Below are 16,699 nucleotides of genomic sequence, written 5' to 3' on the forward strand. Positions count from 1 at the left end.
TTTATAGCGGTAGCCATAGCCACCTCGATTACGAGCCAGCGCTCTACTAATCGTAGTTTGGCTAACCCCAACCTCCCTGACGATTGACCTCTGACTCCAGTCACTTTTCTTTAATGCCTAAATCTGGCATCGTTGCTTACCGGTCAGTTGTTTATCGCTTTCTGTCACCACTTAATCTCTTGGCGGAGAAGAAGCGGCAGATATTACCTTCGACTGACCGTCCTTTTCCAAGTGATTAACTGATGCACTTCAAAGTTGAATGCAGGAAAACATAGGAATCAGTAACAATGCTCCCAAGCAAGATATATCTCATTGATAAAGCAAAAGAGTTAACTGATGCCTGGCATCAAGTATTCGATGATATTGAGATTTTCGAAATCATAGAGGGCGATTACTTTTCACAGCCTGCCGATGCCATGGTAAGTCCAGCAAACAGCTTTGGAATCATGGATGGGGGATTAGACCTCCCAATTAGAAATACTCTTGGCTTTGAAGCTGAAGAGAAGTTGCAAAAACGGATAAAATCTGATTTTCACGGTGAACTGCCTATAGGGGCGGCAATCATTGTTTCAACGTCCCACAAAAATTGGCCTTACTTAATTTCTGCTCCCACCATGCGCATACCGGAAGATATCTCAAATACATTAAATGCTTACCATGCTTTCAGGGCCATTTTGAATTCAGTACAGCTATTTAATAAGGCACACCCCAAAGAAAAGATTAATTCAATCGTATGCCCAGGTTTAGGTACAGGCATCGGGAATCTACCCGCAAGACGCTGCGCTGGCCATATGCGGGCAGCCTACAACTATCTCTCCAAACCCTCTAGAATTCCAAGCTTTAATGAAATTCATGAAACGCACAGGAGACTGCAGTTGGCCAACTAGGGAAGTTTAAGAATAATAACCCCCTATTTTTACTCGACCCAACGCCCCCAAAAACCTTTCCTAACCAAGAAGACGAAAAAGTTATTATGATTTTCATTTTTTGAAAAAATGGAAGCATTAAAAACCAAGAATTTTCTGACTTTTTATAGCTAAAACGCCAACAAGGCCCCAGTAAGGGGCCTTGTTTCATTTTTAGGGGCTACAGTTTATCCCAAGCCATATCCCAGTTCGATCCTCTGCCCGGCTCAAACTGGTTTGCACTTCGACTCCACTGCACACAGTAACCAGAGTTGGGGAAAGGTTTACACTGATAAATATTACCATCACTGGCCATCACTTTTGTTCCTGCAGTATATGATTTTAAACCTTCAGGAAATACATAATCATAGTTACCTGACGGTGGTGGTGCTACATCGTCATCCATCAAGTGGAAATCCTGCATGGTTTGATCAATCAAGTTGCCATCCATATCTTTTATTACGATCACCAACATGTGATGTCCAGGTTCAGATTTTGAGAGTGTCAAAGTCTTATCCAATCTCTGACCATCACTCATATTGACTTCATAATTAGCCAGTGTTTCTCGCGCATGATTCAAAACCTTGAGATCGGCCCTGATGTTACCTTTTGCAGTAAGAGCGAGCTGTAAAGAAAGTGGCTCTCCAGATATTGAGTACATATCTTCAAGCCCTGACACATCTAAATCGTAGTCAGGTATCGGGCTATTGATCTCATAATTGATTTCAACACGCTCCAGACCACTTCCATTCTGCAAATATATTGGGTTTGAGCCGTAGACTGGGCTAAATTGATCTTCATTAATAAGCTGACCTGCGCGAACACTGGTCTGCTCTTGGTTGATTTTGGCCGCAAGATTATATGCCCAATTATTAGCCATGCCCTGTTCATCTGTAGCAATTTCCAACACGGTCGAATACGTAGGTTCTTCGCTGCTACTACTGTAAACACGCGTGGAAACTTTATCCCCAACTTTTAAATTTTGTGTTGGGTTGATAGTTCCACCCTGACTCCAGTCTGATTCGGGGATACCATCACCACCAAACTCTACGTCAATAACATTGTAAAAGGCCGCGGCTGTATCCGCTACATCCCATACTGCGAGAATCACTTGGTAGCCTTCTCGATCGGGAACTACACATTCGTGATGCATATCAATCGGTGGCTTCTGGTTATTTCCATCGACAGCACAGAATGGATTGAGATCAAATGAGTCACGGGTTAATGGCTGATTCGGGTTCCAGTTCTGTTTGGTAATATAATATTTCCAGTCACGGGCAACATGATTTGCCGTAAAGTGCCACTTAAAAGTTTGTTTACCCGCTGTAATAGGATTTTTGAGCCAACGGTCAGCCGTTTGTTCATTTAAAGGCGACCACACATTGCTACCGGCACTGGCAATCTTACCATCCGCCGGACCACTTTGCGGAAATCCTTCAGGGCCTTCAACACTCTGCGGCTCCCATTGAACAGCCCCGCAATCCACATTCTTTTGACCTGTTGTGGATAAAGGATATTTACATAAAGTTCCCCGTGCAGATGCAACCCCTCCACCATACTCTTCAACATAGCCATGACTCATTACATTGGAACTAATACCAGCCAAAAGCATCGCCAGTAGCGTTTGATTTAATGCAGGTTTTTTCAAAGATGGAGCCGATTTTTTCATTCGTAAAATCATATCTACAACCATTATTTATGCATGTACGGTTTCCTTCCTGGGTATGTTTAATTCCCTATTTAGCCCTACAAAGCAAGTACTACTATTTTTAGAAAATTACTCACAAGGCGTTATTGTCAGGTTAATGGACTGTGACCCACAGATGCGGTTCCAAAAATTTTTATTATTGTGCAAATAATGTGAAATCTTGTCGCCATACGCAAACTCGAAGTTCTGTTTAAGATACTCTCAAGAGAGCTTTCCTTATACCAACCGTCTAGACGGGTGGTATAAACGCCTCAATAGCAAAATTTCAGCGATATAGTTCGCCTAATTTTTTTCATCCCCAGCCATTCAAATTAATGGCCAAAACTCGATTACCGTTCCAGAAAAATAAAAATCACCATAGGTAGGATCAGTATCTTTTTTATGAAAATACTGTGTATCGATAGAACTTATTTGCACTATTTGCGCTTGCCACCCCCTTGATGTTCTGCGAGAAAGCAGCTTAAGGAAACTCTGAATAACCCCATGATGCCATGGACTGTTAGACCTGCTCACCATCGAGGCATGGCTTCGCAGGAGTGACTAAGTTCCTCCAGGAGGTCACAATGTAGCGCAGGAATCACCCTGAAAGCTGCGTAGAGCGCGACTTAAAAGCACTGCTAGTGCGTGCCGCTCTTGCAGCTGGCTAGGCGCGCTGCGCCTAATATCTGTCGCCTTCAAGCCCCGAAGAGAGATTAAGGAATCAATCCGAGGCTCTTTAAGTGGTTTTTTTAAGTAAATGAGAACATCCAGAAAAGCATAAAAAAGAAAAACAAATTCTCAGCGACACGCACATTTGCCGTATTCCCTTCAGCATCTTAAACGCTAGTCTTGTGACTCTTTCTGGCATTTATTTGGAATCAATCCTATCAAGTACAAGCCAGCCGCCGCTGGATATCTATCATTATCAGTAGATTAGCTAGAAACCAAAGATCCTTTATAATAAAGATCCCACTAGAGGACAGCAGTCCTAGACTCACCCAGCTCCCTGGGTAGCTGAACAGAAAGGTCTGTGTAGTCAAAAAAACCGCACTACAAAGTAATATTCCCGGCCAAAATAATGCGCGAATATGAATACCGATGGCCAACACAACCAAAGCGGCCAAGTCATAAACACCAATAATATTGGAGGTCTCCTGAATATCGAAAAAGCGATAAAGCCAGGCCATAAGAGGGGAGCTACTAACCAGGCCTTCAATACCCTGAGCCTCTATAGCCGTAAACTTCATGCCACCAATCCACAGCAAAACCAAACCTACCGGCAGAAAATTTAGCCAAATATATAGTCGCGATTGAAGGGTGTTGTGGCTAAGTAGAGTCAAACCTATTGCGACCAATGCAAAGTATTTGATCACACCCTGCCCGGAACCGAGCGCGGGAAACCCACCCAAGCTCTCTATCCAATGGGCACTGCCGAAGAGGCTGAGTAAAGGCACTACGGATAGTACAATCATCCATAAAGCCAAAACACGCATCCATTTTCGGTGTAAAAATGAAAGTAGCGCTAATACGGCTGCCACCATGAAAATGGTCGCTGACGCAATCCCTGCTACTGTGAGATCAGACGCTTGGCTAATACCATAAAATCGAAAAATTGATGCTAAACCGCCCTGTTGGCCAGAAAATATAGCGATAGCAATCAGTGCAAAGGAAAGGCCCAAGAGGGCCGATATCAGTTTTTGTAAGCGGATATTCATTGTTCCGGGCCATATCGTGAATAATAATTTCAGCGCAGTGCCACTCGTCACTTTCCGTTAATTTAGCCACCCTTACCGAAAAGTTTCCGGAAGCATGACGATTCACAAAGGTGGCGTGGCGAAAAACTGGATGCCGATAAAGAGTGGTCGGACCCGGCGGGAAATTATTACAGCTGCCCTCAAGTACCAGCATATGACACTGCCCCCTGGCGACTCGCCAAGAACAACTGCCGCTGCACACTACGACCAAACTACTCCAAGATCAGAGTGCCCCGGTACATCTGCATCTGGCAGCTAAAGGGATACTTTCCCGGTTTCGCAGCCGGTATCTCTACGGAAGTTTCCTGATTGAGTTCTAACTCAGCACTAATGCCCAGATCCGGGATAATCACCCATTCGGAGCAGGGGCTCGGGTCTTCGCGACGAAAGTGCAAGGTGGCAGCTTGATTGGCAGGTAGGCGAATATGATCCGGCTCATAAACGCCGCCTCTAACCAGAATTTGCAATTTCTCACTAGCCTCCACAGCCTGTACCGCACCGCGCCTGGGCCCCAACCAAAACCACCAAATAATGGCAATAATCAGCAATACTCCGATTGTATTTACCAAGACCGCTTCCATTAGTGGACCTCCGAAGGCTTAAAAAGGCGTAGGCGATTGGCATTGCTCACCACGGTGAGAGAGGAGAGCGCCATGGCGGCACCGGCGACAATGGGGCTCAGGAGCATGCCGGTTATCGGAAACAAAACCCCTGCAGCAATGGGAATACCCAGAGTGTTGTAGATAAAGGCCCCGAACAGATTCTGTTTAATATTGCCCAATGTTGCCCGCGATAACTCCACCGCATTGGCGACGCCATGCAGGGAGGAACGCATCAGAGTGACATCGGCACTTTCGATAGCGACATCGGTGCCCGCACCAATGGCAAAGCCCACATCGGCGCGAGCCAAGGCCGGCGCATCGTTGATACCATCCCCCACCATCCCCACACGCTCACCGCTTTTTTGCAGCTCGGCAACGATTTGCTCTTTATCTTCCGGCAATAACTCCGCGTGCACCTTATCGATGTTAAGGCGGCGGGCCACGGCCTCAGCACTGGCCCTGTTATCACCAGTGAGCATTTCGATACGCAGACCCAGTGTACGCAAACGCGCGATCGCCGCCTCGGCATCGCTGCGGATAGGGTCGGCCACCGCGATAATACCCTGCAGCTCACCATCCACAGCCCCATACATCACCGTGCGCCCCGCTTCCGCCAGGGAATTGGCTCGTGCCTGCCAGTCCCCCAGGGCAATATTTTCCCGTTGCATTAACTTACTGTTGCCAAGCAGCACTTTTTTGCCGGAAATCGTGCCCCTTACCCCATGTGCAGTAATGGCTTCAAAATCGCCCGGCGCCTGCAGGCCCAGTTTTTTCTCCTGGGCGGCAGTGACGATTGCCTCAGCCAGCGGGTGCTCGGAGCCCTGCTCCAGACTCGCCAACAGTTGCAGCAACTGGTCGCGGTCTCCATCGCTTTCGATATCGGTAAGACGCGGCGAGCCCTCGGTGAGGGTGCCGGTTTTATCCACAACCAACACGTCCAGGTTGCAAGACTGCTGCAACGCCTTGCCGTTACGGACCAGCACGCCGTACTCCGCCCCTTTTCCCACGCCCACCATCACCGACATGGGTGTCGCCAGCCCCAGAGCACAGGGACAAGCGATAATCAGCACCGAAGTCAGCACCACCAGCATATGAGCCGCGCGGGGCTCAGGCCCCAGATTGAACCAGACCAGTGCCGCTCCTACGGCAATAATCATGACAACCGGTACAAAAACTGCAGAGATCCGGTCGGCCAGGCGCGCGATGGGTACCCGCGAGCCCTGGGCGTTTTTAACCATCTCGATAATTTGCGCAAGGCGGGTGTCGGCGCCGACTTTTTCCGCGCGAAACAGCAGGCTACCGTTTTTATTCAAGGTGCCGGCGGCCAAGTTATCCCCCTCGCCTTTCTTCACCGGCACCGGCTCGCCGGTGAGCATGGATTCATCCACCAGGCTGGAGCCCTCCAAGACCACGCCATCCACGGGAATTTTTTCACCGGGCCGCACGCGCAACTGGTCCCCGGTCTGCACCTGATCTATCGGCAGGTCTACCTCTTTACCAGCGCGCAGCACCCGCGCCGAGGCATCCTGCAGCTCCAGCAGTTTCTCCACCGCCGCACTGGTGCGCCCGCGGGCGCGCACTTCAAGCGCCTGGCCCAGGCTGATCAGGCCGATAATCATGGCGCTGGCCTCGAAGTACACGTGGCGCGCAGATTCCGGTAACAGGTGCGGCACCAATACCACCAACATCGAGAAGAGCCAGGCCGTGCCCGTACCCAGCGCCACCAGGGTATCCATGGTGGCACTGTGGTGACGCAGCGCCTTCCAGGCACCACTGAAGAACTGCCCACCGCAAAACACCAGGATCGCCAGGGTGACAAGTCCCATTGCACCCCAGGCGAGCTGGTCTGCTAGAGAATTCACCGACATCTTGTCGGTGATCAGCCCCCAGGCCATCAGCGGTAGGCCCACACCCAGTGCGATGGCGGAGCGCCAGAGAAGCTGATGATAGTGACGCTGCTCCTGGGCGCGCTGCTCCTCACGCCGCTGGCGCTCGCTGCTCATAGCCACTTCGGCGTCGTACCCCGCCTGGCGCACCGCCTCGATACAGGCCTGAGACGCAGCCGCTCCCTGCACGGTGAGCGTCTTATCGGCCAGGTTGACACGGGCATCCTGTACCCCCGCCACGCCCTGCACGGCACGCTCGATCTTGTTCACACAGCCGGCACAATTTACGCCGCTTAAACGGAACACTGTCTGCCTTGATTGCTGCTCATTCGCCATAATGCTCTCCCGAGAAACCATTTCTAGCGACAAAGTTACAACCTTACCGCTGGGGTAAGGCAATAGTCTGCGCAGCAATCTCTTCTTTATTTGCGCAAGCGTCGCCAATCTTCAGCTTAGCGGCCCAATTGCTGCCTCGGAGGCCTAGCCAAACTCGAGTGCAAAGGCCGCGCAAGGCCCACTTCGGAGTGTTATTATCGCGCCATGAAACACCCCCTGCTCCCTGAAAGACCCCTGAGTATCTCACCGTCTCTGGCCGCGACTGTTGGCCTGGAGGAAGCGGTATTACTCACAGCACTCGGCGACTTGACGCCTTTCCTACCCCTGGAACCTTATGGGGGGCGGGATTGGTACACCGCGCAGGGGGAGCAGCTGTATCTGTTGCTGCCGTTCTGGCAAGCGGCCGATATTCAGCGTGTGGCCACTAGCCTACGCAACCAGGGAGCTCTATTGCTTGGCGCGGCTCCATTCGGCAGCAGCGAGATCCTGAAGTTCGCCCTACCCGGCGAATACAAGCGCTCCGCCGCCACACCACCGCCTGTCCAACAGGCGCATGCACCGTCCAGCCGCAGCGCCAATACCATCGCACCGGGCTGGCAACCGGATGCCGAAACCATGGCGCGTATCAGCCAACTGGGTATCCCCGAGCATTTCGTGCGCGAACAACTACCGGAGTTCGTCACCTACTGGCGCGAACGTGCGGAACCACGTCATTCCTTTGGCTCCTTGTTCCTCCGCCAGGTAAAGAGTAAATGGGAAGCCTTTCGCGCTACCGCCCAGCGAAAACAGGCTCTGCCTGAGGGCTGGCAACCGAACAGCGACACCCTGCGCAAACTGGCAGACGAAGGCGTGCCCAGCACATTTGTCAGCCGCGGATTACAGCGCTTTCTCGATTACCATCACTCGAGCGGCAAGCAGTCCATTTCCTGGGACTTAGAATTCAATGACTGGATCATGGAAGACTGGGAAAAGCAGGACACCCCGTTTATCGAAAAGCGTAAACCCACCGCTATGGCGCGTGACTGGCAGCCCAGTGAACACACCTGGGAACAGCTACAGCGTCTGGCAATCAATCCGCGCTTTGCCGCCGAGCTGCTGCCTGAATTTATCTATAAGTGGACTGAGCGGGGCGGCCACAGTGCCCGCTGGGGTGAATTATTTATTGAATACGCCCGCGAAGAATGGGCCTATTACTGCCAGGGTATTGAAAAGAACCCGGTAGCTAAACCGATCTCACGCAATTGGCAACCGGGCGGTGATTGTCTCAGCCACCTGGTAAACCAGTGTGAAATCGAGCGGGACTTCGCCCTCTCCCTCGTGCCTGAATTTATTATTTACTGGCGCGGACAAAATGCCGCGCGCAAAAGCTGGGACGCCGTATTTGTGCGTCATGCCCGCCACCAATGGGCGGAGCGCAACAAGTTGGCAATAGGAAACTCTTATGGCAAACCACAAGAATCCAATAACAGCGCAAACCAGCGCACCCGCGACCGATCGATCGGCGACATACTCACAGACACAAACTGGTAGCGGACAAAGCCAGGAACAGCTGAACGAGAAAAAACGTGTAATCAACGAAGTGTTTGCACTTTTTAAACTGAATTACCACAACCAGTTCAGTGCCGCCTTCCCGGATACGGAAACCTTGCACCACGCCAAGCGTTTGTGGCTGGAGGCTCTGCTCTCTTTCGCCCCGCAAGATATTATGCAGGGCGCGAAACGCGCGATTTTGCAGAGCGAATATCTACCCACAGTACACAAGATGTTGCAGCTTTGTGCCGCTGGTGAAAATGGCCTTCCAGAAGCCCGTGCCGCCTATCGAGAAGCCTGCAACGCCCCAAGCCCCAAAACCAATCACAAGTGGAGCCACCCAGTGGTATACCACGCTGGGCGCGAATCCAATTGGCATTTCCTCGCCAATAACCCCGAATCTATCGCCTACCCGGTATTTGCCGAACACTACCGCAAACTCTGTGGGCGGGTTTTGGAAGGAGAAAAACTCAGCGCACCAGAACCATTAAAACTGGAAGAAAAACCAGGAACACCTCTTTCCAAAGAAGAGAATGCACAAAAGATGGCTGCTTTGCGTGCTGAATTAGGTATTTAAACTTCTGTAGATGGCGTTAAAAAATACGCTTAGCGCCGTTCTCCAAACACCCACCTCCCTTCATACTTTCCCAAATCATGACCAGATCTACTGAAAGCTTTAGGTCACCTTCCCTGTATTTTATTAAGCCATCCTCAAAAGATAGAACGTCTTTCAGATTCAAGATTATCTTGAAGCTGTTCGGTATCCTGACAAGGATTGTAATAATCCTACCCACCAACGACGGACACTCTCTTAAGCGATAAACTACGTAGCAGAGGTGGCCTAATGCATGACTCATCGCAATCTTGCTGGATAGCAGAATACGACCTAATTGGCTTACAATTTATTCAGAAGCACCTTAGAGTATACAAGGAAGCCACAGTAAGTAAATACACACTTACAACCCTAATCACTTATAAGAATAACGCCGATAAATGGATGGGGACCTTTAGAGAAGCAGAGAGAATGACTTTGTTCTACGCTTCCAGAACCAACAATAATAAACAGCTTACAAGCCTCAGCAGATCAATTGAATAAGATAAAAATTGAGAAAGTTTATGATTCAAGCATTATTGGCAAGCGGTATAGTTTTCGTTCTATTAAAACTCTTTGAACGAGGAAAAAATCGGGGGTTAGACGGATTTACATCTTTTGCCTTTGTACTTATTCCAGCAATGTTGATTTTCTTAGCCAGAATAGTCACAGGAATAGCGGGCATCAATCAGGAGCTTTTATTTATACTGGTAATATTATACCTCATTATTCCGGCACTTATGTTACGATTTCAGTTTGAACTCCCATGGAAACCCTCGATACTTTATGGACTAATGGTGTTATTTGTCGTAACGGCAGTTGATAGCATTTTTTATCTACTAATTAACACCTACGCAGCCTAAAAATCCTAGCACGATAAAATCGTGCCATTTACACCTTGGGAAAATGAACTAACGTATAGTTCAACTACAGATAATCAGACACAAACTTAAGGAATAAATCTTGAAGGAATTGTTTTATTTGGTACCCACTGCATTGCTATGTATTTCATGTGCCACCGTAAAGACAGTGAACCCCGAGAACAATCAGGTAGATATTAGCCATCAAGGACATAGGAGTTATTGTGAGAGTATTCCAAGAGTTTACAGTGGCACCTCATACTCCTTCTGCCTGCTAAATAGCGAACCAAGTGAACATATAAATAAAGGGTCAACGGTAAACAATGTGCCCCTAGCCGCAGTTGATGCCGTATTTTCGGTAGCAGCAGATACTGTTGTATTGCCATATACAGTATTTATGCAGGCAAAAAATGGCAATATTAAAGTGAATTAAAAGTCATGAGTTTTAAATTTCACCCCTCAGCCCAGATAAAATCGAGCACGCTTCTTACGACAACTGATCACCGTTTAATTAAACAGGACAAACCCTTAAAGTAATAATGGCATATTCCATCATGAGTAATGAGCAACCAAATAATCCATTGCATGGTGTCACACTAGAGACAGTTGTAACGAAGCTTCGAGAGCATTATGGCTGGGACGGATTGGCCCAAAGGATTGACATCAATTGTTTTAAGAGTGACCCATCGATAAAATCATCACTGAAATTTTTGCGTAAAACCCAATGGGCCAGAGATAAGGTTGAGCATTTGTATATTTCAACCTTTGAAAAACCATCCCCCTGGGGTGGGTCCAGTTGAATTATTTACGATTATACCGGCGCTGCGGTTGCCTACCCTCCCAACCATAAACACGACAGGTAAGGCCGTAGAAATTTCAGCTCGACTTTACGGCTTCGTTTCTCCTGAAACATAATATCGACCATGAAAGACTTATAGATACTGGATACATGCCCACAGGAAAAATATCCCTTACAACTGGACTTTAATTGGGATGAAATTTCGGCACAGACCTGACCGCCATCCTTCCTGAAAATTGGTGGAGTGTTATTATTGATAGTTTTTCAGAACCCAAAGCGAATACAGTTTTTCAAACAGCGCATACTTAAGGATCCAAATATCAATCAATAGCATTGTTATCACTGGGTCTACTTTTGGTGACCTCACCCAAATTATGGATAAGTAGAGTCCCTAGCGGCGATCAAACCCCCAAAAATGCTCTGTAGTGGTCAATAAAAATTATGATACCTAGCAATGGATATGATGATAAAATTTCATCCCAGCCCTATAAATATTTAAAAGAATTTTCATATACGTCTAACGGAAATAAGCTCGGTAAAACTACTTGATCAAGCAGTTAACTCCCCTACATCGAGCAGCAATCATCAAAAATATATATGGATCGATCATGAAAAAAATAAAATTTCTGATAAACATAGTTGTGATACTTACGCTATCAATCGGGAATCTGACTGCCGAAGAGGTTAAGATAGATGAAACTCTTACCATTCATTACAAGCAGGTCGGCGAGGGCGATACAACCATTATCTTTATCCCGGGTTGGATGATGTCGACCGATGTATTTGAGCATCAACTTGCACATTTTGAGGGCTCAAAAAAGTACCGGGCGCTGACATATGACCCGCGAGGCCAAGGGAAATCCTCAAAACCTGTTGAGGGGCATACCTACCAACAGCATGCTCGGGATCTAGCCCGGCTGATTGATAAATTAGATTTGGAAAATATAATTCTAGCGGGTTGGTCCTATGGTGTCACAGAACAACTGGCTTACTTGAATCAGTTCGGAACTGATAAGCTCAAAGCAATGATCATGATCGACACGGGCCCAGATATTACAGGGGCCACGCGCGATGAATGGGTGTGGTACCTAAACGACGATTCAGATGGCTATTCACGCGGGTTTACCGAGGGTATTATTGAAAATCGAGAGAAGGTAATTGCTGAATTTAGTGAATGGATGCTCGAAAACCCTACCCCAGAAAAAGTTACTTGGGTATCCAATATCGCCCGTCAAACTTCCAGCAGTGTTGCTTCCATTAATAATGCCACAGGATTTTATTTGGACTACAGTAGAGACCTTATTTCACAGGAAGGAAAGTTGCCTCTACTTTATATCGTGCGTCAAGAGATGAAGGAAGTGGCGGACAGGTGGATTAAAGCCAACACCCCATCGGCAACAGCCGTTTATATGGGGAAGCATATGATGTTTTGGGAGAGACCTAAGGCGTTTAACCACGCCTTGGATAATTTCCTGTCAAGCATTGAAGGTAAGTGATCTATCTTTGACCTATACGCCCGAAAAATATTACGCCTCAATTTGCATACAACTGGGGTATCTTAGGCCCGATAACACCGGGCCTAAATTCCAGGGGATGTTTCTTTTAAATTCAGGTTGAATGCATAGCCAATAGAGACCAACATTTGGTAATATCGCACCAACTTAAAAAGTAAAGTAACAGAATATACCAATTGTATTACTATGCTCGGCATGGCCGATTAATCGAGAAAGTAACACTACAACTATAAATTGGGGACTACGGTCCCTACCTTAGCTTCTCGGCACGTCGAGTCTAATTTTAGAGAAGAAATGCCAAAAAAAACGTTTACTATTGGGCAACCTAAAACCCCAACATTTTTTTGAAACTTATCTCAGTATAGATTTCTCATTTCCGGCTTTCTCTATAAATCACATTGATTAACACAGTAACCAGATGTTCCTTTCCTCTATGTACAAATTTTTATTTACAATAGCCCTCGCCTTTTTCTCTTTTATCCTGTGGATAATTTATTTAGCAAACACAGCCAGCAACAGCATTTTCTTTGATCTTGTGAGGGCCATTCCATATGGTGATAAGTTCGGGCATATTTTTCTGTTTGGCCTACTCGCTTTTCTGGCTATTGTGGCCAGTAGGTTTCGCACCTTCAAGTTGAACGCGCTAAAAATCTACTATGGGACTCTAGGAGTATTAATATTTGCTTTGACTGAAGAGGCAAGCCAGGCATTTTTACCTTCACGTACTTTTGACTTTCTGGATTTGGGTGCCGATCTTATCGGTATTGCACTTGCCAGTTTGGCGGCCCATCAATTAGAGCGGCGAAACCCTGATATAAATCGCTAACATACAGCCGGAATTTCGACCCTGATAAGAAATTTACCCGTTGTACGATTCCCTTCCATCGGTTACATGCTCAATACGTCGCTGATGTATTACTTGGCAATGGCATTGTGGTCCAGTGACTTCCTGACTGAATCCCAGCCCACCAGCTTAAAATTCTGTGTAGCACTGGGCAGTCGGTTTCTGCCGTCTTGAATAACCAGGAGGCCCTCCGGATAATCCGATCCAAGGTACGCGCTGGTTACCTCCAGGCCATCAGTCTCTGAACTGCCATCAATTCCTGCCTGCATATTCAGCGCTACCCTGAACTGCCCGATAAAGTCCTTACCATCCCGAGAGAACGCAGCATAGCTGTCGTTACCCTGGGTGGAGGCTATCAGGTAACCGCTATCTCAGCCGCTAGTATTTTGTTATCCACGGCAGCAAGCAGCTGCGGCTGTGTCGTATTGCCAGATTGTTTTTCTAAACTTAGCGACCAAATCCCCCGGTCCTCCTCGGCGAAGAAAAGGGTTTGCCTTTTGTCATCCACAACACAACCTTCAACTTGGCTGTCAACGGAAATCCGTGCCTGAATACTAAGGGTAAACTCTGTGGATTGACTATCCAGGAAAAGCTCTAACTGATACAGCCCTGCGTCTGAAATCTGCGCTCATATCCGGGGATCAGGGTTTTAAATACCTCCAAACTGGCGAGTAAATCGGAGGGAATCACATCCAAGGCTACAGCGCGGTTTCCGGTGCAGGGAGCTCACACCGTTAATCGTGGCGGCGTTCAGATTGGGATCTAGTCCGGCGCCCCCCCACAAAACGGCCCTCGCCCTGGTCGCGGGCAATGAAGACCCCCGGCATGCGCTGCAGGGCTTCGGTCACATTGGAATCGGGCAGTTCGCCGATGGCATCGGAGGTTTGCACCGCCACCACTTTGTTAGAATTCTGCTGACGACCCAGGTCGCTGCGCGCGCTGCTGGTCTGGGCGGTGACGGTTACCGTTTCCATAACGCGGGATTGATTTTCCTGCGCGAAGGCATTGGCACAATAAACAATGTTGGCGCAAAAAATAACTGAGGCGAGTGCTGTCACCGGAGGGGTGGGCCATCGAACGTCAATGGTTTTACTCTTCATCGTATCCCGCTCCAATTGATATCGATGGCGTATTTATTGGAGCGCAGACTAGAGGGCCTCTATGAGCTTTGCATGACGATTTTTTTAAGCTGTCATCAAGCCTTCAGAAAAACCTGGAAGTTTTCCGCTCAATTTTTCCTACCGGTGATACTTTATTAATTGGCAGCAAAGTCGAGAAACATTCACCTGTAGCAAGATTGCCTACTAATGAATGGCTCACCGGGTGGTACCGCCACATGATCTACAGTGATTTCCACCCTATGTGTGCACACTGATATGTAAAACATTCGAAATGTATTCTCAGGTTTCCCGCAATGGAGCAGCACCCATGAAAGACTCCCCCAAAAATCCCGGTCGCAGACAGCTACTCAAGACCCTCGGAGGTGCCACTGCCGTCGGGGCAGCCTCCACGTTAATTCCCGGCTGCGACGCCAAGCAAAAGGCCACTGCGGTGAATCTTTCATTTCGGGAAATTCCCCACAGCCTGGATTTCGAACACCACCTGCCGCAGGAATACAGCGCGGATATTCTTTTGCGCTGGGGTGATCCCATTGATGACAACACTGCGGAATTTCGCCCGCAAGCACTCACTGCGCAAAGCCAGTTACACCGTTTTGGCTACAACAACGATTTTATCGCCTTTATGCCCTTGGCGGCGGATATCCCCGCGGAGCGCGGAGACCTCCACTACCGAAGTAACAACAGCACCCGCGGCCTGCTGTGTGTAAACCACGAATACACCCAGCCACATCTGATGTTCCCCGGTTATAACAATAAATATAGCGCCACGCGGGGAGTCAGCGCTGAACATGTCGCCATTGAACAGGCCGCCTGTGGCCATTCGGTGGTAGAAATTGCGCGCGGAGATAAGGGCTGGCAGGTCATTCTGGACAGCCCTTACAACCGCCGTATTACTTTGACGACGGCGATGCAGATCCGCGGTCCCGCAGCGGGGGACAAGCGGCTGCAGACCGCGGCAGATCCCAGCGGTACCCGAGTACTCGGTACCATCGGCAACTGCGCCGGTGGCAAGACCCCCTGGGGTACCGTGTTAATTGCCGAGGAGGGGTTTGGCGGTGCCTTTCAGGGGGCCCCCGACGACATCGAGGATCCTCGCGAGGCACGCAATCATCGCGACTTTGGTATATCGCCGCACAACCGCAACCTGGGCGATTACGACCGGCGCTTCGATATCCAGCATGAGCCCAATGAGCCCAACCGCTTTGGCTGGATGGTGGAATACGATCCCTACGATCCCCAGTCTGTCCCCCGCAAACTCACCAGCCTCGGCCGATTTGAACACGAGGGCTTCACCCTGGTATGCAAACCGGGCCAGGCGGTGGTGGCCTATGGCGGCGATGACGACGAGCACCAGTTTGTCTACCGCTATGTCTCCAAAGATATCTACAAACCGGACGATACCGCCCACAACCGCCAGTTGCTGACCGAGGGCACCCTCTACGCGGCGCGCTTTGGCGAGGACGGCAGCGGGCAGTGGCTGCCACTGATCGTTGGCCAGGGCCCATTGATTAGGGAAAACGGCTTTCGCAGCCAGGCGGATGTTTTAATCGACGCACGCCGCGCAGCTGCGCTCATGGGCGCCACCCCCATGGACCGCCCGGAGGATGTGGAAACCAATCCCCACAACGACTGCACTTATGTAATGCTGACCAAGAATAAAAAACGTGGCAAAGACGCTGTAGACGCAGCCAATCCCCGCCCCCGCAACACCGCTGGCCATGTACTGGAAATTGTGCCCCCCGGCAGCACGGGTAAGCGGGATCACACCAGTAACCACTTCCGCTGGCAGCAGTTTCTTCTGGGAGGCAATCCCAATGCGGAAAACCCCGCGGAGCGCGGTGCCTATGGCCAGCAATCTCACTACAACATCTCCAGCCACGGCTGGTTTGCCAATCCGGACAATGTCGCTTTCGATCCCCGCGGCAATATGTGGGTGGCCACCGACGGCTGCGAGCGCTTCGGTTTTCACGACGGCCTCTGGGCCATGGCCACCGAGGGCCCTCTACGCGCGGCGCCCAAGCACTTTTTTGGCTGCCCCCAAGGGGCTGAGGTTTGCGGTCCGGAATTCACCCCCGATGGCAAAACCCTATTTGTGGCGGTGCAACATCCCGCCGAGGCGCGTAATTCAACCTTCAGCTCTCCCCTGCACCGCTGGCCAGACAATGACCCGAACCTGCCACCGCGCCCTTCGGTATTGGCAATCTACCGGGACGATGGCGGCGAGGTGGGACGTTAGGAAATCTCCTGTCGGCGCGCTTTCACTCAATCC

General features: G+C 49.4%; 14 protein-coding genes and 1 pseudogene. 9 read left to right on the top strand and 6 right to left on the bottom strand.

Translation table 11 applies throughout. The features are described 5' to 3' along the window. Positions 1 to 287 precede the first annotated feature (287 nt). On the top strand, positions 288 to 887 hold the full coding sequence (locus ACCI51_RS01725) for a macro domain-containing protein (protein WP_371842376.1): 600 nt from the start codon (positions 288 to 290) through the stop codon (positions 885 to 887). Between the two features lie 199 nt (positions 888 to 1,086). Here ACCI51_RS01725 and gbpA read toward each other — a convergent pair whose 3' ends face one another. From gbpA to ACCI51_RS01745, 4 genes are all read right to left on the bottom strand, one after another. Further along, positions 1,087 to 2,574, bottom strand: coding sequence for an N-acetylglucosamine-binding protein GbpA (gene gbpA / locus ACCI51_RS01730; protein WP_371842377.1), 1,488 nt, complete (start codon positions 2,572 to 2,574; stop codon positions 1,087 to 1,089). Between the two features lie 905 nt (positions 2,575 to 3,479). Next, positions 3,480 to 4,307 (bottom strand): DUF417 family protein, encoded by an 828-nt coding sequence (locus tag ACCI51_RS01735; protein WP_371842378.1) that lies wholly within the window; start codon positions 4,305 to 4,307, stop codon positions 3,480 to 3,482. 251 nt (positions 4,308 to 4,558) lie between these two features. Beyond that, positions 4,559 to 4,927: a cupredoxin domain-containing protein gene (locus ACCI51_RS01740; RefSeq protein WP_371842379.1), complete on the bottom strand. Its 369-nt coding sequence runs from the start codon at positions 4,925 to 4,927 to the stop codon at positions 4,559 to 4,561. Then, positions 4,927 to 7,170 (bottom strand): heavy metal translocating P-type ATPase, encoded by a 2,244-nt coding sequence (locus tag ACCI51_RS01745; RefSeq protein WP_371842380.1) that lies wholly within the window; start codon positions 7,168 to 7,170, stop codon positions 4,927 to 4,929. The genes ACCI51_RS01740 and ACCI51_RS01745 overlap by 1 nt, the downstream gene beginning before the upstream one ends. 204 nt (positions 7,171 to 7,374) lie before the next feature. Between ACCI51_RS01745 and ACCI51_RS01750 the strand changes: the two genes are divergently transcribed. The 7 genes from ACCI51_RS01750 (at position 7,375) to ACCI51_RS01780 (ending at position 13,291) form a co-directional block, all read left to right on the top strand. After that, positions 7,375 to 8,700 (top strand): DnaT-like ssDNA-binding domain-containing protein, encoded by a 1,326-nt coding sequence (locus ACCI51_RS01750; protein WP_371842381.1) that lies wholly within the window; start codon positions 7,375 to 7,377, stop codon positions 8,698 to 8,700. Then, a complete protein-coding gene (locus ACCI51_RS01755; RefSeq protein WP_371842382.1) occupies positions 8,612 to 9,277 on the top strand; it encodes a replication protein P in 666 nt (221 codons plus the stop codon). The genes ACCI51_RS01750 and ACCI51_RS01755 overlap by 89 nt, the downstream gene beginning before the upstream one ends. 539 nt (positions 9,278 to 9,816) lie before the next feature. Next, positions 9,817 to 10,155, top strand: a complete 339-nt coding sequence (locus ACCI51_RS01760) for a hypothetical protein (protein ID WP_371842383.1) — start codon at positions 9,817 to 9,819, stop codon at positions 10,153 to 10,155. A gap of 100 nt (positions 10,156 to 10,255) precedes the next feature. Beyond that, positions 10,256 to 10,585 carry a YceK/YidQ family lipoprotein gene (locus ACCI51_RS01765; protein ID WP_299588319.1) on the top strand — a complete coding sequence of 110 codons (330 nt, stop codon included), beginning with the start codon at positions 10,256 to 10,258 and terminating at the stop codon, positions 10,583 to 10,585. 121 nt (positions 10,586 to 10,706) lie between these two features. Beyond that, positions 10,707 to 10,952, top strand: coding sequence for a VF530 family protein (locus tag ACCI51_RS01770; protein ID WP_371842384.1), 246 nt, complete (start codon positions 10,707 to 10,709; stop codon positions 10,950 to 10,952). A gap of 607 nt (positions 10,953 to 11,559) precedes the next feature. Continuing rightward, a complete protein-coding gene (locus ACCI51_RS01775; protein ID WP_371842385.1) occupies positions 11,560 to 12,447 on the top strand; it encodes an alpha/beta fold hydrolase in 888 nt (295 codons plus the stop codon). 436 nt (positions 12,448 to 12,883) lie between these two features. Next, the gene (locus ACCI51_RS01780) at positions 12,884 to 13,291 is read left to right on the top strand and encodes a VanZ family protein (RefSeq protein ID WP_371842386.1); all 408 of its coding nucleotides are present in this window, start codon (positions 12,884 to 12,886) and stop codon (positions 13,289 to 13,291) included. Positions 13,292 to 13,380: 89 nt separating this feature from the next. Here the strand turns inward: ACCI51_RS01780 and ACCI51_RS01785 are convergent. Then, a pseudogene (locus ACCI51_RS01785) lies at positions 13,381 to 13,817 on the bottom strand (phytase). 226 nt (positions 13,818 to 14,043) lie between these two features. Then, a complete protein-coding gene (locus ACCI51_RS01790) occupies positions 14,044 to 14,409 on the bottom strand; it encodes a hypothetical protein (RefSeq protein ID WP_371842387.1) in 366 nt (121 codons plus the stop codon). A gap of 328 nt (positions 14,410 to 14,737) precedes the next feature. Between ACCI51_RS01790 and ACCI51_RS01795 the strand changes: the two genes are divergently transcribed. Then, positions 14,738 to 16,666 (top strand): PhoX family protein, encoded by a 1,929-nt coding sequence (locus tag ACCI51_RS01795; RefSeq protein WP_371842388.1) that lies wholly within the window; start codon positions 14,738 to 14,740, stop codon positions 16,664 to 16,666. Positions 16,667 to 16,699 lie beyond the last annotated feature (33 nt).

This window comes from Microbulbifer echini, from assembly GCF_041447225.1.
GTDB classification, from domain to species: Bacteria; Pseudomonadota; Gammaproteobacteria; order Pseudomonadales; family Cellvibrionaceae; genus Microbulbifer; species Microbulbifer echini.